21 protein-coding genes and 1 riboswitch are annotated in these 24,934 nt (G+C 41.0%); of the genes, 11 read left to right on the forward strand and 10 right to left on the reverse strand.

What is annotated here, in order from left to right; all coding sequences use genetic code 11:
* Nucleotides 1-47 precede the first annotated feature (47 nt).
* The 11 genes from ACXAF2_RS00770 (at nucleotide 48) to ACXAF2_RS00820 (ending at nucleotide 13,006) form a co-directional block, all read left to right on the forward strand.
* Nucleotides 48-1,025, forward strand: a complete 978-nt coding sequence (locus tag ACXAF2_RS00770) for an ABC transporter ATP-binding protein (protein WP_475136938.1) — start codon at nucleotides 48-50, stop codon at nucleotides 1,023-1,025.
* Complete coding sequence (locus ACXAF2_RS00775; protein ID WP_148968963.1) at nucleotides 1,022-1,678, forward strand: ABC transporter permease; 657 nt, start codon at nucleotides 1,022-1,024, stop codon at nucleotides 1,676-1,678. The genes ACXAF2_RS00770 and ACXAF2_RS00775 overlap by 4 nt, the downstream gene beginning before the upstream one ends.
* A gap of 23 nt (nucleotides 1,679-1,701) precedes the next feature.
* Nucleotides 1,702-2,601, forward strand: coding sequence for an ABC transporter substrate-binding protein (locus ACXAF2_RS00780; protein ID WP_475136939.1), 900 nt, complete (start codon nucleotides 1,702-1,704; stop codon nucleotides 2,599-2,601).
* A 190-nt stretch (nucleotides 2,602-2,791) separates the two neighbouring features.
* On the forward strand, nucleotides 2,792-3,199 hold the full coding sequence (locus ACXAF2_RS00785) for a CoA-binding protein (RefSeq protein ID WP_475136940.1): 408 nt from the start codon (nucleotides 2,792-2,794) through the stop codon (nucleotides 3,197-3,199).
* 297 nt (nucleotides 3,200-3,496) lie between these two features.
* A complete protein-coding gene (parE, locus tag ACXAF2_RS00790) occupies nucleotides 3,497-5,467 on the forward strand; it encodes a DNA topoisomerase IV subunit B (RefSeq protein ID WP_475136941.1) in 1,971 nt (656 codons plus the stop codon).
* Nucleotides 5,468-5,470: 3 nt separating this feature from the next.
* The gene (gene parC, locus ACXAF2_RS00795) at nucleotides 5,471-7,909 is read left to right on the forward strand and encodes a DNA topoisomerase IV subunit A (RefSeq protein WP_475136942.1); all 2,439 of its coding nucleotides are present in this window, start codon (nucleotides 5,471-5,473) and stop codon (nucleotides 7,907-7,909) included.
* 263 nt (nucleotides 7,910-8,172) lie between these two features.
* Nucleotides 8,173-9,600 carry an alanine/glycine:cation symporter family protein gene (locus tag ACXAF2_RS00800; protein WP_475136943.1) on the forward strand — a complete coding sequence of 476 codons (1,428 nt, stop codon included), beginning with the start codon at nucleotides 8,173-8,175 and terminating at the stop codon, nucleotides 9,598-9,600.
* Nucleotides 9,601-9,748: 148 nt separating this feature from the next.
* A complete protein-coding gene (locus tag ACXAF2_RS00805) occupies nucleotides 9,749-10,516 on the forward strand; it encodes a hypothetical protein (RefSeq protein ID WP_475136944.1) in 768 nt (255 codons plus the stop codon).
* Nucleotides 10,517-10,581: 65 nt separating this feature from the next.
* Nucleotides 10,582-11,040 (forward strand): staygreen family protein, encoded by a 459-nt coding sequence (locus ACXAF2_RS00810; protein ID WP_475136945.1) that lies wholly within the window; start codon nucleotides 10,582-10,584, stop codon nucleotides 11,038-11,040.
* An 812-nt stretch (nucleotides 11,041-11,852) separates the two neighbouring features.
* A complete protein-coding gene (locus tag ACXAF2_RS00815) occupies nucleotides 11,853-12,335 on the forward strand; it encodes a ribonuclease H-like YkuK family protein (protein WP_475136946.1) in 483 nt (160 codons plus the stop codon).
* A gap of 533 nt (nucleotides 12,336-12,868) precedes the next feature.
* Nucleotides 12,869-13,006: a hypothetical protein gene (locus ACXAF2_RS00820; RefSeq protein WP_475136947.1), complete on the forward strand. Its 138-nt coding sequence runs from the start codon at nucleotides 12,869-12,871 to the stop codon at nucleotides 13,004-13,006.
* 233 nt (nucleotides 13,007-13,239) lie between these two features.
* Here ACXAF2_RS00820 and menC read toward each other — a convergent pair whose 3' ends face one another.
* The 10 genes from menC to ACXAF2_RS00870 all read right to left on the reverse strand — a co-directional run bounded on the left by menC (nucleotide 13,240) and on the right by ACXAF2_RS00870 (nucleotide 24,690).
* Nucleotides 13,240-14,349, reverse strand: coding sequence for an o-succinylbenzoate synthase (menC, locus tag ACXAF2_RS00825; RefSeq protein WP_475136948.1), 1,110 nt, complete (start codon nucleotides 14,347-14,349; stop codon nucleotides 13,240-13,242).
* Nucleotides 14,324-15,160: a GNAT family N-acetyltransferase gene (locus tag ACXAF2_RS00830; protein WP_475136949.1), complete on the reverse strand. Its 837-nt coding sequence runs from the start codon at nucleotides 15,158-15,160 to the stop codon at nucleotides 14,324-14,326. Before ACXAF2_RS00830 ends, menC begins: the two co-directional genes overlap by 26 nt.
* A gap of 13 nt (nucleotides 15,161-15,173) precedes the next feature.
* Nucleotides 15,174-16,295: an amidohydrolase gene (locus ACXAF2_RS00835; protein WP_475136950.1), complete on the reverse strand. Its 1,122-nt coding sequence runs from the start codon at nucleotides 16,293-16,295 to the stop codon at nucleotides 15,174-15,176.
* Nucleotides 16,296-16,312: 17 nt separating this feature from the next.
* A complete protein-coding gene (locus ACXAF2_RS00840; RefSeq protein ID WP_475136951.1) occupies nucleotides 16,313-17,692 on the reverse strand; it encodes a YjiH family protein in 1,380 nt (459 codons plus the stop codon).
* Nucleotides 17,693-17,712: 20 nt separating this feature from the next.
* A complete protein-coding gene (locus tag ACXAF2_RS00845) occupies nucleotides 17,713-18,570 on the reverse strand; it encodes a MurR/RpiR family transcriptional regulator (RefSeq protein WP_475136952.1) in 858 nt (285 codons plus the stop codon).
* A 232-nt stretch (nucleotides 18,571-18,802) separates the two neighbouring features.
* Nucleotides 18,803-19,633, reverse strand: coding sequence for a peptidoglycan-binding domain-containing protein (locus ACXAF2_RS00850; RefSeq protein WP_475136953.1), 831 nt, complete (start codon nucleotides 19,631-19,633; stop codon nucleotides 18,803-18,805).
* Between the two features lie 279 nt (nucleotides 19,634-19,912).
* The gene (locus tag ACXAF2_RS00855) at nucleotides 19,913-20,353 is read right to left on the reverse strand and encodes a cell wall hydrolase (protein ID WP_148968948.1); all 441 of its coding nucleotides are present in this window, start codon (nucleotides 20,351-20,353) and stop codon (nucleotides 19,913-19,915) included.
* A 118-nt stretch (nucleotides 20,354-20,471) separates the two neighbouring features.
* Nucleotides 20,472-22,034 carry a fatty acid--CoA ligase gene (locus tag ACXAF2_RS00860; protein WP_475136954.1) on the reverse strand — a complete coding sequence of 521 codons (1,563 nt, stop codon included), beginning with the start codon at nucleotides 22,032-22,034 and terminating at the stop codon, nucleotides 20,472-20,474.
* Between the two features lie 764 nt (nucleotides 22,035-22,798).
* Nucleotides 22,799-24,103 (reverse strand): nucleobase:cation symporter-2 family protein, encoded by a 1,305-nt coding sequence (locus tag ACXAF2_RS00865; RefSeq protein WP_475136955.1) that lies wholly within the window; start codon nucleotides 24,101-24,103, stop codon nucleotides 22,799-22,801.
* Nucleotides 24,103-24,690 (reverse strand): xanthine phosphoribosyltransferase, encoded by a 588-nt coding sequence (locus ACXAF2_RS00870; RefSeq protein ID WP_475136956.1) that lies wholly within the window; start codon nucleotides 24,688-24,690, stop codon nucleotides 24,103-24,105. The genes ACXAF2_RS00865 and ACXAF2_RS00870 overlap by 1 nt, the downstream gene beginning before the upstream one ends.
* Nucleotides 24,691-24,812: 122 nt before the next feature.
* Nucleotides 24,813-24,914, reverse strand: a riboswitch (purine riboswitch).
* Nucleotides 24,915-24,934 lie beyond the last annotated feature (20 nt).

A 24,934-nucleotide genomic window follows, 5' to 3' on the forward strand; every position in this document is an offset into this window, starting at 1 on the left:
CCTTCTATGTTTAGAAAATTTTCTCAGTACATAAAGCAGGTGGAAAAATGATTGAATTTAAGAATGTTACGAAAGTCTACGAAGATGGTACAGAAGCCATAAAGGGTATCAACCTGACGATTCCAAAAGGAAAACTTGTTGCCTTGATCGGTCCAAGCGGATGTGGGAAAACGACCACGATGAAAATGATCAATAGGCTCATTTCCCCTTCCAGTGGTAAGATTTTCATAGATGGTAAAGATACATCTGAAACCGATGAAGTGGAGCTCAGGCGTAATATCGGCTATGTCATACAGCGCATAGGATTGCTTCCACACATGACAATCGAAGAGAACATCAGCCTGATTCCCCGTTTAAAAGGATGGAAGAAGGAACAGTATGAAGGCAGGGTTGATGAGCTTCTGAATCTAGTCGGCCTTGAACCAAAGGTGTATCGTAAACGATACCCTCTTGAACTCAGCGGTGGACAACAGCAACGGGTTGGCGTCATTCGTGCCCTGGCAGCTGAACCCCCAATCATTCTGATGGATGAACCTTTCAGTGCCCTTGACCCGATCAGCCGGGAGCAGCTTCAGGATGAATTGAAAAGCATTCAAAATACGATACATAAAACGATTGTGTTTGTCACACATGATATTGATGAAGCGTTAAAGATCGCTGATGAGATTGCAGTGATGCGTGATGGAGAAATTGAACAAATCGCTACCCCATCAGAGCTTTTGTCCCAACCTGCAAATGAATTCGTACGGGCATTTATCGGTGAGGACCGCCTGAACGCTCGACAAACTCAGATGCAAGTAATCGACATGATGGAGGATAATACAAATTACGTGCACTATGAAGAATCGGAATATACGTTGATACCTTATGACGCTACGGTCCAGGAAGCTGCAAGAGTACTACTTGAGACTGGCAAACCATATCTCATGGTGACGAAAGACGGCCAAAAGACAGGAAGCGTCACGGCCAGCGGGATTCTTCGTGCAGTAGCCTCGGAAGGGAAAAAGGAGGCACGTTCGGTATGAATACATTCTCGCTACTTTTTATCAACACCATTTCAAATCGCTCGGATGCCATCTTAAACGGGTTATTTGAGCACCTGTATTTATCATTCGTATCCATTTTCATAGCCATTGCCATCTCTTTGCCGCTGGGTATATACATATCTCGAAAAAAGCAAACAGCTGAATTCTACATCGGAATAACAGCCATTTTCCAAACCATCCCCAGCTTAGCACTTTTTGGTTTTCTCATTCCCCTATTAGGTACAGGCAGTATCACAGCGATTATTGCCCTGACCGTATATGCACTCTTACCGATTCTCAGGAACACGTACACAGGGATCATCGGTGTTGATGAGGGAGTCATAGAAGCCGGCAGAGGGATGGGTATGACAAATTCACAGCTACTGTTTAAAGTGGAGCTTCCTCTCGCCCTGCCGTTCATTATGGCGGGTATCAGAACCGCCACTGTCTTAACGGTGGGAGTCGCGACGCTTGCAACCTTTGTAGGAGCGGGGGGACTGGGTGATCTCATTTACCGGGGACTATCCACCTGGAATAATTCTTTAGTACTTGCAGGGGCCATTCCTGCTGCCTTACTTGCACTTTCTTTTGATTTTTTATTAAAACTACTCGAAAGAATGACAACACCTAAAGGATTAAAAGCACGAAAATAAAGCATATTCAAAGGAGAGTAAGAATGAAAAAGAAATTAAAACCATTTATTTTATTAATAGCCCTATCCTTCGTGATCGCAGGTTGCGGAAATGGAGGGGGCAAAGATACCATTACGGTTTCAGGCAAGATGTGGACTGAACAGTTTATTTTAACGCAAATGATGGCTGAACTTCTTAAAGAGAAAACAGACCTGGATGTTAAAGTGGAAGAAGGACTCGGGGAAGTATCGATTTTGACACCCGCTCTTGAAAAAGGCGACATCGACGTATATATCGAGTACACAGGAACCGGACTTGAAGCGGTGTTAAAAGAGCAGGCGAAGGAAGGGGCTACAGCTGAAGAAATTCTATCTCAAGTACGTAAAGGATACGAAGAAAAGTTCAATGTGACATGGTTAAAGCCACTGGGATTCGAAAACACGTATACCCTTGCTTATACACAAGATCAGGACTTTGATGCCAAAACCTTCTCTGACCTTGTTCCCCTATCGAAAGATTTAAGTTTTGGTGCACCGCATCAATTCTATGAACGTGAAGGTGATGGGTACGATGCATTTGCAGAAGCATACGGTTACGAATTCAAAGAGAAAGAAAGCTTTGACCCGAACATTATGTATGAAGCGGTGAAGAACGGAGATGTAGATATTATTCCGGCCTTTACAACCGATGGAAGAATACAACGATACAATCTGAAAACAACTACGGATGACAAAGGATTTTTCCCACCATATGATGCCGCTCCTATCATCCGTCAGGAAGTTCTGGAAGATCATCCTGAAGTAGAAGAAGTCCTGAATGAATTAGCTGGACAAATTTCTGAGGAAGAGATGAGTGAGATGAATGCCAAGGTGGATATGGATAAACAAGATCCTAAAGATGTAGCGCGTGAATTTCTCCTATCCAAGGGATTAATTGAAGAGTAAAATGTTAAGAAGTGTCAGAATGGATAGAGGAAAATCAACACGTCCTTTGTCCATCTGACACTTCATTCTGTTTAGATATTTTTATAAAATTTCGAAAAATTAAAGGGAAATATGGTATAAAAGAAGAATAGGACTTAAGGAACAGTCAAGAGTGAATGTATAAGGAACCACGAAGGAGTTGTAAACATCTATGGAAAACCCATCCCGACAAGAAATCGGAAACATTCTTAAACAATCAAAACGCATTGCTGTGATCGGATTAAGTGACAATCCTTCACGAACATCTTATATGGTCTCAAAAGCGATGCAGGATCAAGGCTATGAGATTATCCCTGTGAATCCAACCATTGATGCCGCATTGGGCGTTAAAGCCGTATCTTCTCTGAAGGAGATTGAAGGACCGATTGACATTGTCAATGTATTTCGACGCTCAGAATTTCTACCACAGATCGCGATAGAATTTGATGAAATCGATTCTAACGTGTTTTGGGCGCAACAAGGTGTAATGAATGAAGAGGCTTATCGCTTTTTGAAAGAACGTGGGTATACAGTCATTATGGATCGCTGTATAAAGGTTGAACATGCTTTAACCAAATAACTCTCACTCGTAACAAGCGGCTCTTACCGCTTGTTTTTTTTCGGGTGGACTTTTCTTCTTTCAGCACTAAAAAAACCGGTCCCAACTTAAGAAAACAGTCCGATATAAAAGCTGTTCAAGGAAATTACATTTGCGAAAATCAAATAAAACGCTACAATATAGCATAGTGGTTTACCTCAGAAATGATCAAAACAGGTAAACGAACAAACGTTCTTATGTTATAGTTAACATATACATAACCAATACTACCGTACAAGCACTATTTACGGTTAGAGAAGTTTTGAAAGGGGAATGTTCGTGGCCAACCAGAATAAGACCATGGATTACAATGATGATGCCATTCAAGTTTTAGAAGGTTTAGAAGCCGTACGTAAGAGACCTGGAATGTATATAGGCTCTACAGATTCAAGAGGATTGCATCATTTAGTATACGAAATTGTCGATAATTCGGTGGATGAAGCATTAGCAGGCTTCGGAAATGAGATTATTGTAACGATACATAAGGATAATAGCATCTCAGTTCAGGATAAAGGACGCGGGATGCCTACTGGAATGCATAAACTTGGCAAGCCCACTCCTGAAGTCATCTTGACTGTGCTGCACGCAGGAGGGAAATTCGGACAAGGCGGGTACAAGACGAGTGGCGGATTGCATGGTGTAGGTGCCTCAGTCGTAAACGCCCTATCGGAATGGCTTGTTGTGACGATTGAAAGAGATGGAACGAAGTATGAACAGCGTTTCACAAAAGGTGGAAAACCGGAAACCACTCTTGAGAAAATCGGAAAAACAAAGAAATCAGGAACGTGTATCCATTTCAAACCTGATCCAGAGATTTTCAGTAATACCTCCTATAATTATGAAACACTATGTGAGCGTTTAAGGGAATCTGCATTCCTTCTTAAAGGGTTAAAAATCGAAATCATTGATGAGCGTCATGATCAGAAGGAAGTCTTTCACTTTGAGAGCGGGATCCAGGCCTTTGTTCAATACTTGAACGAAGAAAAAGATGTTCTTCATAACGTAGCTTTCTTTGAAGGGGAAAATCATACCATCGAAGTGGAGTTCGCCTTTCAATTTAATGACGGGTTCTCAGAAAACATTCTGTCATTCGTGAACAATGTTCGTACAAAAGACGGAGGTACACATGAAGCCGGAGCAAAGACAGCCATGACCCGTGTCTTTAATGAGTACGCCCGAAAAGTTGGGATTTTAAAAGATCGGGACAAAAATCTTGAAGGGACCGACATTCGTGAAGGCCTGGCCAGTATCGTGTCTGTGCGTATACCGGAACATCTCCTTCAATTTGAGGGGCAGACGAAAGGAAAGCTTGGAACGAGTGAAGCACGTTCAGCCGTGGATGCAGTTGTTTCGGAGCACCTTTTATATTTCTTAGAAGAAAATCCCGATACAAGTTCCCTTCTTATTAAAAAATCCATTAAAGCCGCCCAAGCACGGGAAGCAGCACGTAAGGCAAGGGAAGATGCGCGTAACGGAAAGAAACGAAAGCGATCTGAAACCGTTCTATCTGGTAAATTAACGCCTGCTCAATCGAGAAATCCAGCCCGTAACGAGCTCTATCTTGTGGAGGGTGATTCTGCGGGAGGTTCAGCGAAACAAGGTCGTGACCGTAAATTCCAAGCGATTCTTCCACTTCGGGGGAAAGTCATCAATACTGAAAAAGCAAAGCTTCAGGATATCTTCAAAAACGAAGAAATCAATACAATCATACATGCGATAGGTGGTGGAGTCGGTCCGGAATTCAACGTCGGCGACATCAATTATGACAAAATTGTCATCATGACCGATGCCGATACAGATGGAGCCCATATCCAGGTTCTATTGCTGACCTTCTTCTATCGCTACATGAAACCATTATTAGAAGCAGGGAAAGTATATATTGCACTTCCTCCTCTCTACAAAGTAAGTAAAGGTACAGGAAAGAAACAAAAGCTTGAATACGCATGGACGGATGAAGAGCTTCAAGGAGCCATTTCTAAAGTTGGTAAAGGCTATATGATCCAGCGCTATAAAGGTCTTGGAGAAATGAACGCCGATCAGCTATGGGAGACAACGATGGATCCTGAAACACGTGCACTGATCCGTGTCCGCATTGATGATGCTGCCCGGGCTGAGCGTCGCGTGACGACCCTTATGGGAGATAAAGTAGAGCCGCGCCGTAAATGGATTGAAAGCAATGTAGCCTTCGGGTTAGAAGAAGATGGAAGTATTCTTGAAAATGAAAACATTACGGTCGCAGAGGAGGGTTAATACATGACAACTGTAGAAAGATATCAAGACTTACCTCTAGAGGAGGTACTTGGCGACCGATTTGGACGTTATAGTAAATACATCATCCAAGAGCGTGCATTACCTGATGCACGCGACGGGTTAAAGCCTGTACAAAGACGTATCCTTTACGCTATGTACGTGGATGGTAACACCCAGGAAAAAGGGTTCCGAAAATCAGCAAAAACCGTTGGTAATGTTATTGGTAACTACCATCCACATGGTGATACATCTGTGTATGATGCCATGGTGCGTATGAGTCAAACGTGGAAAGTGCGTAAATATTTAGTCGAGATGCACGGAAATAACGGAAGCATCGACGGAGATCCGCCTGCTGCCATGCGTTATACAGAGGCTCGACTTTCTGCTATCTCCATGGAGCTCTTGCGTGATATCGATAAAAAAACCGTGGACTTTGTACCAAATTTTGATGATACATCCAGTGAACCGACTGTTTTGCCTTCACGTTTTCCGAACCTCTTAGTTAACGGTTCTACTGGTATCTCTGCAGGATATGCAACTGACATTCCACCTCATCACCTTGATGAAGTCATTGATGCGACAATTATGCGCATGGAAAAGCCACAAAGCACGGTGGAAGATTTAATGACGGTCTTAAAAGGACCTGATTTTCCAACAGGGGGCATCATTCAAGGGGTAGACGGCATCAAAAAAGCCTACGAAACCGGAAAAGGAAAAGTCGTTGTTCGTGGAAAAGCTGATATTGAAAGCATCCGTGGAAGTAAACAACAGATCGTCATTACGGAAATTCCTTATGAGGTAAACAAAGCGAATCTCGTCAAGAAAATGGATGAATTCCGTGTAGATCGCAAAGTGGAAGGAATTGCAGAAGTTCGTGATGAAACAGACCGAGATGGGATGCGCATTGTCATTGAGTTAAAGAAAGATGCAGATGCTACTGGCGTCTTAAACTACCTCTATAAAAACAGTGATCTTCAAATCGCCTATAATTTTAATATGGTTGCGATACATAACCGTCGTCCTAAACTAATGGGACTTCGTGAACTATTGGATGCTTATATTCAACATCAAAAAGAAGTAGTGACAAATCGTACCAGACATGATCTAAATAAAGCAAAGGATCGCCAGCATATTGTCGAAGGCTTAATGAAAGCTCTGTCAATATTAGATAAAGTAATAGCAACGATTCGTGCTTCGAAAGATAAACGGGATGCGAAGGATAATTTAATTCAGCAATTTCAATTTACTGAAGCACAGTCAGAAGCGATCGTCAGCCTACAGTTATACCGCTTAACGAATACTGACATTACTGCACTGCAGGCAGAAGCTGAAGAATTAGCGAAAACGATTGCAGAGTTAACGGCTATCCTGGAAAGCGAAAACAAACTTTACAGTGTAATCAAGAAAGAATTAAAAGGCATCAAAAAGCTGTTCTCTGATGCTCGCCGCACTAAAATTGAAGATGAGATTGAAGAAATTAAAATCAACCTTGAAGTACTGATCGCCAGTGAGGATGTCATGGTTACCGTTACCCGTGATGGTTATATGAAACGAACAAGTCTACGTTCCTATTCTGCTTCAAACGGGCAAGATCTGGCCATGAAAGAAACAGACAGACTCCTTGGTCAGTATGAGATGAATACGACTGATGTACTTTTAGTGTTTACAAACAAAGGGAATTACATCTATTGCCCTGTACATGAGCTCCCGGATATTCGCTGGAAAGACCTTGGTCAGCATGTTGGGAACATCGTGCCGATTGATCGCGATGAACAGGTTCTAAAAGCGATACCGATTAGAGAATTTGATCCATCCCATTATTTATTATTTGTAACGAAGAATGGAATGATCAAGAGATCCGAGCTTCCCCAGTACAAAGCACAGCGCTACTCCCGTCCTCTTGTAGGAATTAATTTAAAAGGCGACGATGTGCTGGTCGATGTACACTTAACCGATGGTTCCTATGATATTTTCATCGCTACACACTTAAGCTATGGCCTTTGGTTTTCCGAGGAAGATGTGAACATCGTCGGACCAAGGGCAGCTGGTGTAAAAGGGATTAACCTTAAAGGTGAAGATTATGTTGTGTCAGGTAAGATCATTAGAGACCCAGTGAAGAATTACATTTTCTTAGCAACCCAGCGAGGGGCAGTAAAGAAAATGAAATTAGCCGAATTCGAAAAGACATCCCGGGCCAAACGTGGAGTCATCATGTTGCGGGAATTGAAATCAAACCCACATCGTGTGGTAGCAATAGAAGTGGTTAAAGATACAGATAAGGTAGGTCTGATCACGAAAAAGGGAAAAACAGAAGAAGTGCTCCTTTCAGATCTTAGACCAAATGACCGTTATTCAAACGGATCATTTGTGATTGATGAAGGTGATAGCGGATCTGTTTGTGAGACGTGGGCAGAATCACTGGTACCCGAAACAAAAGAATAATATCCATTAAAACGACCAGAACTTTTTCTGGTCGTTTTTTTATATGTATTTGCTATCGAGTGAATAGTACATGCATATTCATTCGAAATTGTTGTACAATTCCAAAGAAAAATTGTACAACAATTAATATTATTTCAACAATATAAATTTATCAGTTGAATAGACATCTGTTTTTTGATAGATTATAAAAGTGTCTGAATGGGTAAACATACATAGGATCATACATTATTTGTCATAAACACACACATCTAGGGGGAATAATCATGGAGTTATTTACAAGTATAATAGGCACCTTAAATGATTATATGTGGTCATACATACTGATTGTGGCGCTTATCGGTCTCGGTTTATACTTTTCACTACGAACAAATTTCGCACAATTCCGTTACTTAGGAGAAATGGGAAGATTATTAACTGATAAAACAACGATCTCAGCAGAAGGAAAACGGGGGATCTCTTCCTTCCAGGCATTTACGATCAGTACCGCATCCCGTGTCGGTACAGGAAACCTTGCCGGGGTTGCAACAGCGATAGCCGGCGGTGGACCAGGAGCCGTATTCTGGATGTGGCTGATTGCCCTGTTGGGTGGGGCAACAAGCTTCGTAGAGAGTACACTTGCACAAATTTATAAAGTGAAAGACGGAAAAGACGGCTACCGAGGTGGTCCCGCTTACTATATGGAAAAGGGATTGAATGCTCGTTGGATGGGCATCCTGTTTGCCATTATCATTACATTCTGTTTCGGCCTTGTGTTCAATTCGGTACAATCCAATACGATTTCTCTTGCGATGGAAGAAGCGTATTCTTTTGATCGTTTGACTGTTGGTATCATTCTTGCCGTGTTAACAGCTCTTGTTATTTTCGGCGGGGTAAAGAGAATTGCCAGTGTGACTCAAATTGTCGTTCCAGTCATGGCGGTACTATATTTGATTCTGGCATTCTTTATTCTAGTCACCAATATCACCATGCTGCCAAATATGTTTGTGATCATTTTTGAAAATGCATTTGGTATTCGTGAAGTAGCAAGTGGCGGAGTAGGGGCAGCCATTATGATGGGAATCAAACGCGGTTTATTCTCGAATGAAGCCGGTATGGGGAGTGCACCGAACGCAGCCGCATCTGCTGGTGTCACTCATCCCGTTAAACAAGGACTTATTCAAACTCTTGGGGTTTTCACTGATACCCTGCTTATCTGTACAGCAACAGCCTTCATGATCATCCTGTCTGACCAATACACCACAGGGATCGATGGCATTCAGCTGACGCAGGCAGCCTTAAGTTTCCATGTAGGGGAATGGGCAGATACATTTGTCGCTGTCGCAATATTCTTGTTCGCCTTCAGTTCGATTATCGGAAACTATTATTACGGGGAAACGAATATTGAGTTTATTAAATACAGCCCGATTACTCTATTCATCTACCGAATGGCCGTTCTTGGCATGGTGATTTTCGGAGCAGTTGTCAAACTGGATATTGTATGGAGCCTGGCAGATTTATTTATGGGTCTCATGGCGATCATCAACTTAATCGCCATCACGTTATTAGCTAAAATCGCGATATCTGCACTAAAAGATTACCGAGAACAAAAGAGACAAGGGAAGGATCCTGTTTTCTACTCCAACTCTATTAAGGGGTTAAAAGGAATTGAAAGCTGGGAAGCAAAACCTGAAACAACAACAGAACAAAAATAATATGATTGGACCAACCTATATGATGGGTTGGTCTTTTTTGACTTGTTTAATACTAAGAAAAATGAAAAAAAAGACGATTATCATTACATAGATTTTCCTTCTTTGGTGAAAATAAAAGTGAATAATTTTCTAAAGAGGAGAGAGAATCATGAGAAAAGAATTACTATTTGCTTTCGGTGCTTTCTTCGTTATGTCCCTACATGCCATTGCAGGAAACTTCTCCAGTGAACCAATGGAAAAACAGCCTGTGAATGAAATGACTGTCAATGTGTATACAAAAGATGTAACCGGCGATGGTAAAAAGGATACGATTACGCTTAAGGCGATTCCGTTTTCTCCTGATGCCCTTTTTCTGAAACAGATTTGGGCGGATATTAAAACGTCTGAAGGTAGTAAGATTCGAATTGATTATGAAGGTGGTTATGAGCCGAAAATCCAATTCGTTGATTTAAATCATGATGGAATTAAGGATATGCTGTATTCATCCGCTACAGGGGGAAGCGGCGGACTCTATAATGTAGCCCTCCATACGTTAGCAGATAATAAACTGGTCGACATCGGCTTACCTGAGCAGCTAACCATCCAGGCTCAATTTGAAGATGATTACAAAGCTTCTATTACCTTTGTAGATACGAATCAATCCTACACAGTCGATTTACATGACCGAAAAGAAGACTATGATCGATTGGGGCTATACACAAACGGAACCTTAAATGAACCTATGGAATTAATGGTTTTACCGTATGCATTTTTTGAGCCGACTAAAATCACCGGCAAACCTGGTAAGGGATTAAAAGGATATCAGCAAATAAGCGGTGCTTATAAGGCAGATGGCATCGGAACGGCCACATCTTATTGGTATTATGAAAATGATCAATGGAACTTGATGAAGATAAAGTGGAAAGCAAATAAATAACTGAACCATTTCTAGGCTTTTATCATAATCTGTTGTAAGCCCATTTTTGTAAAGGAGGCTTACACATGAGTGAATTCAAGCCTGAAAAGCTAACTGTCACCTATTTACCACCAGCTTCAATATTCAATCCCATCGATAACCGAAAGTATACACTGACTCATTCTGATACGACGGGTGAATTATTTCTAAGCGTTGGTTGTCACTTTGATTTAGAGAAGATCAATCCATCCATGCGGGACGAAGTATTAGGAGAATGGAGAAGAGACCTTGGCCAATACACTCTTGCAGGAACCGTGTATGTGAGTGGGGGAGAATTTGATCAACAGCTGTCCAACGTACGGTTTATGATTTTCAAAAAAGAACTCCCATTGGCGTTAGCAGCAATGGTGAACGGTGATAAGGGATTCTACACGTACTATCCATGGTTGTTGGATGCACCCATCATCATTTGCTTTGAATCTGTATTCCCGGAATTTCAGCAAACGCTATATTTTGGGACACCTAGACAATATTTATTGAAATAGCGCTCAAGCATAAAGAGGTTCAGATTCAATGTGAACTCTTTATGCTTATTTTTGTGCAGCTTCACTACAAGTATTTAAAATGAGAGCGGCAGGAATGGAACATTAACGGGGTTAACTAAGCCAGAGTGAATGGCTTAATAAAGTAGAAATGCTCGTAAAAGAAAACCACAAACCGGCATGATATTATGTAAACTAATAAGTAAATATGAACGCAGCAGCTAACAAATGGAATGATACATATTAGAAGAAAAAACAAAACAGTATTGAAATCAACTAAATAAATTATCAGATAATAAGATTATAATCCTTAAAGAAACATTTGATATCCTGATACAAAGATTAAGATGACTGAATGAGTCATGAGCAGAATGAATTTAAGAATAAACCAAAATAAATGAAAAGTATTAACCAAATTTAATTGTTGATGTAAAGTTTCTCATTTTTTCTTCTGTCTCATTATTAACAGTATACTTTTGATATGAGACTGAAATTGGTTATTTTATTTAGATTCCTATAATATATATTATGTAAACTAACTAGAAACGATTGTTAAGTATACGTTCACTTTATCACACCTCCACTTCTGATTGCCGTGCGACACAGATTCTTCACCTCGAGTTCGTTAAATTCTTTATCATTCCAAAAATCAACTTACCTGCATCTTTTTCCTCACACGATAATAAATTCTTATCATAGAATATGGATAAGATCTAATCTCTTCATTCACAAATTGGTTAAGAAAGCTGTGATTTGACAAGATGAAAAACTGTAATGATGATTACTTCTCATTTCAAAATCTACAGGAAATTGGTATGTCATTTGACAAGGTCTTTGAACATATTGTAAAGTTCATGCGATTGGAGCCAAATGGTACCTATCGATTAATGGTAGGGACTGATTCTCAAGTTCATCAGTCGCATACCACCTTCATAACAGGAATTGTGATATTAAATGAAGGAAATGGTGTGTGGGCATGCATAAGAAAAGTGTTAATCCCTAGAAGAATGCTGCAATTGCATGAGCGAATTTCTTATGAATTGTCTTTATCCGAGGAAATTGTTTCGTTATTTACTGAGGAAAGAAAAAATCAGTTAATTGATATAATCCTTCCATATCTTTATGAAGGAGCTACATTTTCAATGGAGGGACATATTGATATTGGGGCTGGAAAACAGAATAAAACAAGCAAGTTTGTTAAAGAGATGGTCGCAAGGATGGAAGCAATGGGTGTGGAACCGAAAATTAAACCTGATGCCTTCGTCGCTTCCAGTTATGCCAACCGTTACACTAAATAAAAGACATACTTTCTACTCTTCGTTATTATCAAAATTCACCATTCTGACTTCGACCTTATAAGAAAGGATCTGAAGTGATGAGTCCTTTTGCTAACACTTGAGTTAGGTGATGCCCTTCCTCCCTTCTCCCTATATTCCTACATAATACCACCAAATACGTTCTATTGCTCCTTGGAGTACACCCTTTGATATCCATCCATTATCAAACAAATGAACATCTGCTCCCTCCTTTTCTGATCAAAACACATAGAAATGATGACTTCTGCCCAAGCACAGTGGACAAAGTTGCATAGTATGGAGTAAGTCGAGGTCTACCTTGACAAATTTATAGAAGATAGGGGGATTTATCATGTGGTTCCCATTTTTCAATCAGTGTGGTAGAAACAGAAGAGATGATTTTCCTTGTTGCCGTTTTTGGGACAACTTAATGTTCATCCACTGTTCATGCGATGATGACTATGACGTTTGCGACAAGCCAAGAAGAAGAGAATTCGAAGAACAAGAAGTGAAATGTTTTAAAATAAAGGACAAACATGACTGTAATTGTCATAAAAAAGATCACCATCATCGTGATTGCGGATGTAAAAAGCATGAACACCCTTGTGGATGCCATAAGAAGGATCATCACCATAAATGTAATTGTTCAAAATGCAACCGCAATTTCTAAGTGAAAGCCCCTATTCCACTGATAGTTTTATCTGATAAAGAGGTTATTCACTCTCTAAGAGCATGGGCTTCCCATGCTCAATTTTTTTCGAATAGTTTATGATATATTTTTAGTTAACGCTTTTTAATATCTTTGTTTTTCTCGCTTTTACGGACATTTTCGCACCAACTTGCCTAATAATACACAAAAGAACAAGTGTTCGCATTTGGTGTCAGTTATGAAATTCGACAGAACTCATTATAAATGAAAAACTTTACTATACATAGTCAACGCTTCGATCTGCTCCAAATCCGGCTCGTATCCAATACCTGGCGTTTCAGGTACAACTATATATCCATCCTTCATTTCCACCTCAGGTTGAATGATATCCCGTTTCCAATAATGAGAAGATGGTGCCGTATCCCCAGGCAGGGTGAAATTCCCTAATGACGTAATGGCGATGTTGTGAGCCCTTCCTATCCCAGCTTCAAGCATCCCCCCACACCACATAGGTATATTGCGCTCCACACATAAATCATGGATTTTCTTTGATTCCGTGAGCCCTCCGACTCGTCCAATTTTCAAATTAATGATTTTACAGCTTCCCAGTTCAATGGCTTTTCTCGCATCTTCAAAACTGTGAATACTTTCATCTAAACAGATTGGCGTTTTAAGCTGAGACTGCAGCTTGGCGTGGTCAATGATATCATCATGATCCAATGGCTGTTCAATCATCATTAAATCGAATTCATCCAGAGCTTTGAAGGTCTCTAAATCATTTAAAGAATAGGCACAATTCGCATCGGCCATGAGTGGGATCTTAGGAAATTCCTGTCGAATCGAACTGATGATCCCGATATCCCATCCTGGTTGAATTTTAACCTTGATCCGCTTATATCCTTCTTTTAAATAATCATCAATTTGATTTAACATAAGGGTCTCGTTTTGCTGAATACCCACACTTACCCCTACTTCGATTTTGTCTTTCGTCCCACCTAGCGCTTTTGCTAACGGGAGGTTGTTTTCCTTTGCATATAGGTCCCAAACAGCCCCCTCGATTGCCGCTTTGGCATTAAAATTGCCTCTGATTTTCTTAAATCTGCCTGACAGCTCTTCAGGATGTTGGACCCATTCCCCCTTAAGAAGAGGAATCAAGTGGTCGCTCATCATATGCCAGTTGGTTTCCACTGTTTCTTCGTTATAGATCGGCTGGGTGATTGCGACCGACTCCCCCCATCCCGATATCCCTGATGCTGATTTCACTTCAACGAGAATAATCGTTTTATCTGTTTCCGTCCCTACACTCGTCGTAAAAGGGTGCAGTAAATCCATCTTGATCTGTCTAAGAATGATTCGTTTGATTTGCATAATGATGATCACCTTTCTCCATGAGGTATTGGTATTGCCCGTGGTGTTTTTTATCTTTTACAAGGTCTGTCACGATCCAGCCATGATGTAAGTAATGAGAAAATACGTCTCTTGTTTTTTTTCTCCAATCGAGAGCAAGTGAAAGGTCTGCCCTTTTGATTTCCTGGAAATGACCCGGAACCGAAACGGAAATGTGGTGATGTGTGAGGGTTAAATCTACCTTTTCAACAAGCCAACCATGTTTACATTCTTTTAAATCAACAGCAGAATGAAGGTTATTCCCTAACACATTATTACTCTTCGATTGACGTACCCACCATTCTACAAGAAATCGATCCGTAGCTATTCCTGCATTCAATTGATCGGACATTTCTCCATAAATATTGGGGATGTACGTACGCACAACAGCTCCAAGTTTATGTAGGTTCAGGTTACCGTTCACGGTTTCCAAAGGATCATACGTCCAGGTGATGACATCATATCCCATTTCTCCAGCCGTATTTTTTTGTGCTCTTTTCAGCATTTCTCCAATCCCAAATTTCCTGAAATCGGGATGGATCCCTAAACTATGGGATACAAGGTACACTTTTTTTCCATCAAAACCGGGAAAACTATATTGAAAGCCGATAAGCTTCTCCTGATAATAGGCTCCAAGAATGAACCCACCGTTCTTCACAACAGCTACACTCTGATTAACCGGTACAGAATCTTCAAAACTCCACACAAGTGACTCTAATCTTCTGACAGCCTCTAAATCCTCTACAGAGTGCAACTTCCGGATTTTCAATGATGATTGTATTTCTTGTTTCACGTTCTCTGCCTCCTCATAACCAGTCGTGCCGATCCGCTACTAATAACATCTGTATTAATATCTTTGTTCCATAAATAAGTGATTCTTGATTAAATTCCATGGAAGGATGATGCAATCCTGGTGAGAGACCACATCCAAGCCCAATCATAGTGGAAGATAAACCAGGATGATTGAGGGAATAAAAATGAAAGTCTTCTGCACCTGGAGAAATACATTCCAATACCACATTTTTCTCTCCAAGAACCGATAAAATTGCTTCACGAGCTAGCTCGATTGCCCGTGGATCCTTTACAGCCGCTGGCAGATATTCTTCCACTTGATAAGTGATGCTGGTATCCGTCTCCTGTTGTACACCTGAAATCACCTGTTCTGCCTTTTCCAATAATGCTGTCATGGTGTCATTCGATTCAGCTCTTAAATCGAAGGTGAAATGTGCATTTTCCGGAATGGAGTTGGATGATTCACCTCCGTGCAGCTCCGTGATCTTAATGGAATAATGATGTTTGACATTCAATCTGATCCGCTTGACCGCTTGAATTAATAAAGAGGCTGCCTCCAGGGGGTTATTCCCGTGTTCCGGCCTTGCTGCATGTGCAGGTATTCCTTTAATTGTTCCTTTAAGTGTAGCAGTAGAGCTGTGAATGATGACGGGAGCAGCCATTTCATAAGGGACCTCCATTTCAGGTCGAAGATGAATCCCCCCAAGAAACTTGACCTTATCGAGAACATTCTCTTCTATCATTTTCAGAGCCCCCGCTGCCTTTTCTTCAGCGGGTTGAAAGATGAAGCGAACCGTATGATTCAGTTTTTTTTCCGCCAGAGCAAGAGCTGTATACAAAACCATCGTACTATGGGCATCATGACCACAAGAATGATTCGGTTTAACCACTCCATCCACTTCTTGAAGCAATGCATCCATATCGGCACGAAGAGCAATTACCTCTGACTGCTCACCCTTTAATTCTGCAATAAATCCGTAATGCCCTTCGTATGTTTTAACAGAAAAACCAGCCTCGGAAAGTTTCGTTCTTATATAGCTTGATGTCTTTTCTTCCATCCAGCTCGGTTCTGCCAGTTGATGCAGCTCCTGATAGGTTTTTAGAATCTCATCATGATGCTCATCTACAAATTTCATTGTGTTTCTTCCTCCTATCAAAAAATCATATGTGCAATAACGACGACAATAGGTAAAGTAATGCATGTCCGGATTAGAAAGATCAAAATCAAATCTACGATACTGACAGGCAGCTTCGAACCGAGAAGCAATCCACCCATTTCAGACATATAGATTAATTGTGTAACAGATACACATGCAATGACAAAACGGGTAAGTTCACTTTCAATTCCACTACCGATGACAGCAGGAAGGAACATATCGGCGAACCCGACGACCATGGTCTGGGCCGCTTCACTTGCTTCAGGAACCTGCATGATGGTAAGGATTGGTTCGAAAGGTTTCCCAAGATAGGTGAAAAAAGGTGTATACTCTGCTATGACCAATGATACTGTCCCTATCGCCATAACGATCGGTAAGACACCAAGCCACATATCCAATACGTTCTGAATGCCTTCTTTCACGACAGAAACAGGGCCATTATTCTTTTTAGCCTTCGTTACAGCTTGGTGAAAGCCCCATTTAACAACGGAGAAATCGGATGGAATCCCTGTTTCGTTCTTTAATTCAGTTCTTTCATATCCAGTATTCGGTTTTCTTGATAATGGTGGTATCCGTGGCATGATTAATGCAGCTACAAGCCCGGCAAAGATAATCGTTGCATAATAGTGAAGGAAATATTGCTCTAAGTTCAAGTAAGAAATGACCACAATCGTAAACGTAATGGAGACAACCGAGAAAGTAGTGGCAATCACAGCCGCTTCACGTTTGGTGTAATACCCTTCTTCATATTGCTTAGTCGTCAGAAGAACACCTATTGTACCGTCTCCCACCCATGACGCCAGACAGTCGAGTGAAGAACGGCCAGGTAAAGTGAAAACTGGTCTCATCACTTTCAGCAATAAGGCCCCAAAGAACTCTAATAACCCGAAGTTAAGAAGGAGCGGAAGCAGTAAACCAGCCAGCAGAAAAGTAGAAAATAGAATAGGAATCAGATCATAGATTAAGAGTCCACCTGTATTTTCCGAGAAAACCATCCCAGGCCCTAATTGATAAATCGTCATCACAGCAAACACTGTTCCAAGGACACGTGCAACAAGCCAAAACGGACGAATGATTAAAAGAGTGCTCAAATATCGACTTTTTGTAATTAAAGCTGGTTTGATCGTTATCGCTAAGAATGACCCTATTACAGAAAGCGCCATAATCATTACTGTCATAGCAGGGATAACTTCACCTAAATGCACATTAATTTGTCCAGCTAAATAAGCAACGGGAATCGTGATGCCATCTTCTGTTGTTATCGGTACAATAAATAATAGGATTCCAATTAATGATGGAATCAGGAATTTCCATATGTCACTGGTAGTAAATGCTTTCGCTTCTATTTTTTCATTCGTTTGTGATACCCCGTTCATACACTCTCCACCCCTCTGTTTTATTCAATAAATAACCCCTGATTTGTATATAATTGCTCTAGCTTCCTTTGCCGAATACTTATGTTGTCTTGATCTCGATGTTGAAGACCTATTAAAATGATTTCAATTAAACTAACGACAGATGCAATTGAATGATGTCCTGAATTCATCCCTTCTTCGGTTGTGAGTGTAAGGTCAGAAATCTGTCCGATAGGTGATAATTGTCTATTGGTGATCGCAATGACATAAGAACCTCGTTTTTTTGCCTCCTCCACAAGCTCAATGGATTCTGTGCGGAACCGGGGAAACGAAAACATAACCACAGTGGAACGCTGGTCCAAATCACATATATCCTCAGGGGAAAATCCTGCTGGACTAGAGAGGAATATATTTGCCCTGTATTGTTTTAACGTATAATAAAGCCAATACGCCGCTCCATAAGAACTCCCAAAACCACCAATGTAAACTCGCTCTGATTGTATTAAGCGATCAATGGTTTTCCAAATTTCTTTCACGTCTAATTGACTCATTAGCTGCTCCAGGACGGATTTTTCTTTCTCAATGACCTTACTGAATACACTCTCCTCATCACCATCTGTTAAGGATGAAGGAAATGATTCATTTTCATTAACCTTTTTCTTCTCTAACCAATCCCTTCGCACCACTTCCTGCATTTCAGAATATCCTTTAAAGCCCAACGCATATCCTAGTCGGATCACAGTTGTTTCACTTACACCAACTTTCCTCCCCATCTGAAAAGCCGTGAGTATCGCTGCTTCACCTTGCTCCTGAAGGATCAACTCAGCCACTTTTTTTTGTCCGGCAGATAAGGAAGAATAGTTTTCTTTAATGATTTGTGCAATTGATTTTTGACCCATGGACTACCCCTTTCTGTACACCGAAGGAAATCCTTCGTTTTTTATAGTATAGTGTATTATATACTTCATATTCAATAAGTAATTATATAATTCTGATATTTACAAGTGGAAAGAGTGCAATCAATGCGAACTGTTTCCTTTTAATAAGATTTCACAACCTAAAAATGGCGTCAGATATACTATCAGACGCCATTTTTAGGAAAACTATTGAATGATCTCTTGTTTATTAAACCTAGTTACTTTCTTGAGAGCCTTTATATTGTTTTGGTTTCTTGATAGGTTCTTTTGCTGGTTCCTTTGCTGGTTCTTTCACTGGTTCCTTCGCTGGTTCCTTCACTGGTTCCTTCGCTGGTTCTTTGCTTGGTTCTTTCACTGGTTCCTTACTTGGTTCTTCAAATTTCACAGGACCTTCTTTTTCAGGTTTTTGTTCTTCTCCCAGGTCTTCTTCTTTTTCTTGGCCTTCACCTGCTCCTTGGCCTTCACCTGCTCCTTGTCCTTCACCTGCTCCTTGACCTTCACCTGCTCCTTGACCTTCACCTGCTCCTTGACCTTCACCTGCTCCTTGGCCTTCACCTGCTCCTTGGCCTTCACCTGCTCCTTGGCCTTCACCTGCTCCTTGACCTTCACCTGCTCCTTGACCTTCACCTGCGCCTTGTCCTTCACCTGCGCCTTGTCCTTCACCTGCGCCTTTCCCTTCGTTTTTACCACCTGATGGTGATGGGAACTTCAGTTTTGAGTAAGTATAGGTAATTGATTCGAACGTTTTATTATCCACTGCACCTGTAACTGGGAGACCATGTTTTTTCTGGAAATACTTCACTCCCTGAACAGTGGTACCATCATACTTCCCATGAATTTTACCTGCGTAGCTCCCTATGGACTTAAGCATTCCCTGAATGACATAAACATCGGGTCCCTTTGCATCTTTTCCAACAGCATTACTGACAGAAGACATGGAAAGGAGCAATATAAGTGCCAGAACAAAAGTACCAAACCCCTTAATGATTTTATCCCCCAGCCTGCTTTTTTCTTTGTAAGATCTTTTGGTTAAAAACTTTTTCATTTAAGCACACCATCCTTATGTTGAGAGTTATAGTTACAAATCTTACTATCCCCAAAACATCTCGTCTCATGACGCGAATTGCGAACATTTTTTCAAAATTATTTTACCGACCTTTATGTATTATTGAAAAGAAATACTGATTTGCATAATGAACTTTAATGTGAATTCCTTATCCCTGATTTTCTTAAAAGGAATAAAAACAGAAAAAACAAAAAAACATTTGAAAAATTCAAATGTTTTTTTGTCCGATACTTTCCACATAATATATTTTGATTATTCTTATCCTTGCAAACCGGATTGGAAGACAGTTGGACAATCCGTACGGGTAGGCTGATAAAAGCAATGACTTTTGAATCGGCCCGAATTTGCTTGATTATACCATTTACTTGGACAATTCCCCGCGGGTTTGAAAAACCACATGCTAAAACTTGCTGGATGTATCCGTCGACCATTGATTACTTTTCTAGCCATGTCGAGTTCGTTGCTTCTTGCCCTTTGATAAAAGTATCCTTTTTGCGTTGCTTCGAATCCTCCAGGGCTTTGGTAGACCATTTGTTTAATGCTTCTGATATTCTTAAAATCCAGACAATCACCTAATACCCGATTTACACCTACATTCCCGACCATCATCATTCCTTGATTTCCTTCACCCTCAGCTTCTGCTCTCATTAACCTGGCAAGAAGTTTAACCTCTTCTTCGTTATGCTTAATTAACGGCATTATATCGCCCTCCCCATATTCCTCATATCAATATATGGGTAGTCGGACTGTCCTATACTCAGTGCCGAATCGACATTATCAGAAAATGTAACGAAGGTCCCTCGAAAGGACCTTCGTTTTATCGTGTATTTTCTTTCGGAACAATTTTATCTCTAAGTAAAAACTTTTGAATCTTACCACTTGCATTCCGAGGAAGTTCTTCTACGAATTTATATTCACGTGGCCGCTTATAATCCGCCAACAGATCCCCATTTTTCAAAAAGAGATCGAGATCTTGCGAAGACAATGCAGGATTTTTGGACACAACAACAGCAATCACCTGTTCTCCCCATTTTTCATGAGGCTGACCGAGAACGGCTACATCTACAATATCGTCATGGGCGTGGAGTGCATCCTCCACCTCACGGGGATACACATTTTCTCCTCCTGATATCACCATATCATCCACTCGGTCAGCAACGTATAGATACCCATCCTCATCCATATAACCTAAATCACTTGAGTGATACCAGCCTTTATACAATGCTCTTTCCGTTGCTTCTTTTCGATTGAAGTATTCAAGCATTGTACAGGAACCGCGAACAATGATTTCCCCGACTTCACCAGGCTTACAAAGATCATCCGGTTCAGAAAGACCGTTTTCATTCGGTTTGACTACACGTATTTCATGATTATAGGCAGCCCTACCTGCGGAGCCTGTCTTGGTTAACTGCTCATCCTGAAGGAGGAAGGTAACCGCCGGCCCCATCTCAGTCTGACCATAGGCTTGTATCAAGTCAATCTTCATTTTCTCATGGAGGGCCCTCACAAGGACTGGTGCCATTGGGGCAGCCCCGTAAAGACCTATTCGTAAAGAAGAAGTATCATAATCATCCACCCCGTGTTGCAGAAGCATGTTCCACATCGTTGGCGCGGCAAAAAAGGAACTGACCTTTTCCCGCTCAATCACTTCCAATACGGTTTGCGGCTGAAACTGATGAACGATAATATTTTTCGCGCCAGCTTGAACGCGCGGAAGAAAGCAACAATGAAGCTCAGCACAATGAAACATAGGTGCTGTAACAAGACCTATGTCATTTGGTGTCAACCCCATAACAGATGTACAAATCAAGCTTTGCTCAGCCATATCCCTATGCCTGTGAAGCACACCCTTTGGCCTCCCAGTAGTCCCGCTCGTATACATAATCGCATATGGGTCTGTTTCTACTACAGGGATGTCTATTAAGTCATTCGAGCATGGATTCACAACATCTTTATAACTTTGAGAAAAGGTAGGGGCATCTACTCCAACATACCAAAAAAGGGTCTGTGGAAAGTCTTGTGAAATCTGCTCGATCGGTAGGGTGAGGGCTTCTTCAAAAATCACCACCTTTGGTTCGGCATCTTCTAAAATGTAGTGTATTTCTTGAGACTTTAACCGGAAATTAATCGGGTTGATCACCGCACCAATCTTTCCACAAGCAAAGTACACAGTTGCTAACTCCAGCGTATTAAATAAATACGTCGAAACCCGATCTCCCTTTTTCACACCTGCCTTTAGCAACGCGTTGGCTGCACGATGAACTTCATCCTTCCACTGTGCAAATGTTAACCTGGTACCTGTTTTCTCTTCTACAATCGCCTCCTTGTTCCGAAATTTTTCTACCGTTTGATCAAAAATGGATCCTGTCGTTGCGTACATATTTCTCCTCCTATTAAGTAAGGTATCCCATTACTGCAATATTCCCTAATCCATTATGTTCGAGATTGTTGTACGTATACCCTTCTTTAAAATCTGATAATTCTGAAATATATTCATAAAGAAAAACGCCACCTGTCAGAACAAGTGGTTTACTTTAGAGGTGCAAACATTGTAAAACACATAGGAAAACGCACTTGAATTCACCATATCATTCACAGTGCGTTTTTTATTGTTTCAGCAGCATTTTGACGAATGTTAATGGCTTATTGTATCCTAATTCACATAGTAAATCACAGGGTATGAAATAATTATTGGAGGATATGCGAATTGGGTGTGATTTAGTAAGAAAATTGAGCAACCAGTGATAGGTAAAATAAGCGGAGATTTTTCCGTTATTCTGTGGAATAGAGCACTATTCGGGGGTGAATAAGGGGAGTTTTTTCCCTTATGCAAAGCTGAATTAATGATTCTCACATTTTTTGAGTCAATAGGGGAAATCTTTCCGTCTATTTAAGCTATCCTCAGTGCTATTTCCTCATTATGAGTAAATTCTCCGCTTATTTATCAGACTCGACTCGCTTTAGCGATATTTAGTGAAAAAAGAAAATTCAAAAAAGGCTTAGAGAAATTTGTATCTCTAAGCCTTTTTGACTGTGAATTATGCTGTGAAGTTTATGTGATTTGCTAATAGACCTGGTCTGCGAGTTATCGTTTTGCACCTCATAAGTAAACCCGTTACTGTCAGAAGGTGACGTTCTTTTCTATTATGAAGCTTTCTGCTCATTCAACACAACATTAAGCTTGCGTTTAGAAAACACGTTAAAAAACATATTCAGTCCAATGGCTGTTATACTCCCTGCAACAATCCCGTTATCCGTCAAGATTCGGATGCTGGATGGCATCTGAGCAAATAATTCCGGAACAGCGGTCACTCCTAATCCCATTCCAACTGAACAGGCGATAATCAATAGATTTTCTTGAGATGCAAAATTCACATGGCTTAGCATTTTGATCCCATAAGCAACCACCATCCCAAACATGGCCACCATCGCGCCTCCCAATACTGAAGCAGGAATCACTGTCGTTAAGGCACCAATCTTTGGTACCAATCCAAGGATCACGAGAAATGCTCCTGTTGCATAAATCACACTGTTGCGCTTCACACCCGAAAGCTGGATCAAGCCTACATTCTGTGAATAAGCGGTATAAGGGAATGCATTGAATAAACCACCCAGTACGATTGCCAGCCCTTCAGCACGGTAGCCCCTTGATAAATCCTCTTCTGTAACCTCTTTATCGCTGATATCAGCGAGAGCAAAATAAACACCTGTTGATTCCACTAAACTCACCATCGCTACAAGGATCATGGTTAGAATGGCTGTTATCTCAAATGTCGGCATTCCAAAGTAGAAAGGTTTGGCCATATGAAACCAGGAGGCATCGCCAACCGCACTAAAATCTACTTTACCTAAAACAAATGCAACGGCTGTTCCTGCCATCAACCCCAACAAAATGGAGACAGAGCGAACAAAACCGGTAAAGAATTTATAGAGGATTAAAATAAAAAATAACGTACCAAAAGCAAGAGACAAATTTTCCAATGAACCGAAATCAGCACTCCCTTGTCCCCCTGCCATATTGTTCATGGCTACTGGAATCAAGGTAATCCCTATGATTGTTACTACTGAACCAGTGACTACAGGAGGGAAGAAACGAACCAGTTTCCCAAAGTACTTACTGATTAGAACGACGAATAAACCTGAAACCAGAATGGAACCGTAGATCGCTGAAATACCATACTGGCCACCAATCGCGATCATTGGCCCTACTGCCGTAAACGTACATCCGAGTACGACGGGAAGCCCTATCCCAAAGAAACGATTCTTCCATACTTGCAATAAGGTTGCGATCCCGCACATGAAGATATCAATGGACACCAGATATGTGAGCTGTTCTCCCGTTAATCCTAATGCTCCTCCTACGATCAGCGGAACGATGACCGCTCCCGCATACATAGCGAGTACGTGCTGAATCCCGAGTGAAGCCAGTTTGATAGGCTGATTTTTCATTATACCCGCGCCTCCTCTTGCTTGAATGTCACTTTCCCATTTTCAAGGGATTGGATTTCCGCTAATGATTCAACTCTGTATCCTGTTTCACGAACGAGCTTGCCTCCGTCTTGGAAGGACTTTTCAATAACAATCCCGATTCCGGCAACATTGGCGCCTGCTTGCTTCACTAAATCGATTAATCCCAGGGCCGCTTGTCCATTCGCTAAGAAATCATCAATCAATAGGACACGATCATTTTCTCCTATGAATTTACTGGATATCGAGATTGTGTTTTCTTCCTGCTTCGTGAAGGAATAAACTTTCGAAGTAAGAACCCCTTCTGAAAGGGTTAACGATTTACGCTTACGTGCAAATACAAGTGGAACATTCAATTGAAGAGCAGCCATCACGCCAGGAGCAATTCCGGACGACTCAATGGTCAACACCTTCGTAATTCCCAGATCTTTGAAGCGACGTGCAAATTCTTTCCCTATTTCCATCATCAATTCAGGGTCCACTTGATGATTCAGGAATGAATCCACCTTTAATACAGTATCTGAAAGGACGACACCTTCATCTTCAATTTTATTTTTTAATAAATTCATAATTAAAACGCTCCTTTTCTGTTATAGAACCTGGAAGTCTACAAAAAAACCCAAAGGCTATTGTTCTCTGGATAGAGTGAGACAATGACCTTTGGGTTAGGCAAAGAGCGTCCGAATGGACGGACAATCCACTGCTCACTCATAGTCGAATCATTTACGGTAATCCGGTAGAAACTCGCGAGCCATATCCCCGCTATTATATGAGTGAAAACGACTATTGATTTGATATTGGATAGTATAACGG

This window comes from Rossellomorea sp. ABR4_004 (assembly GCF_056159585.1).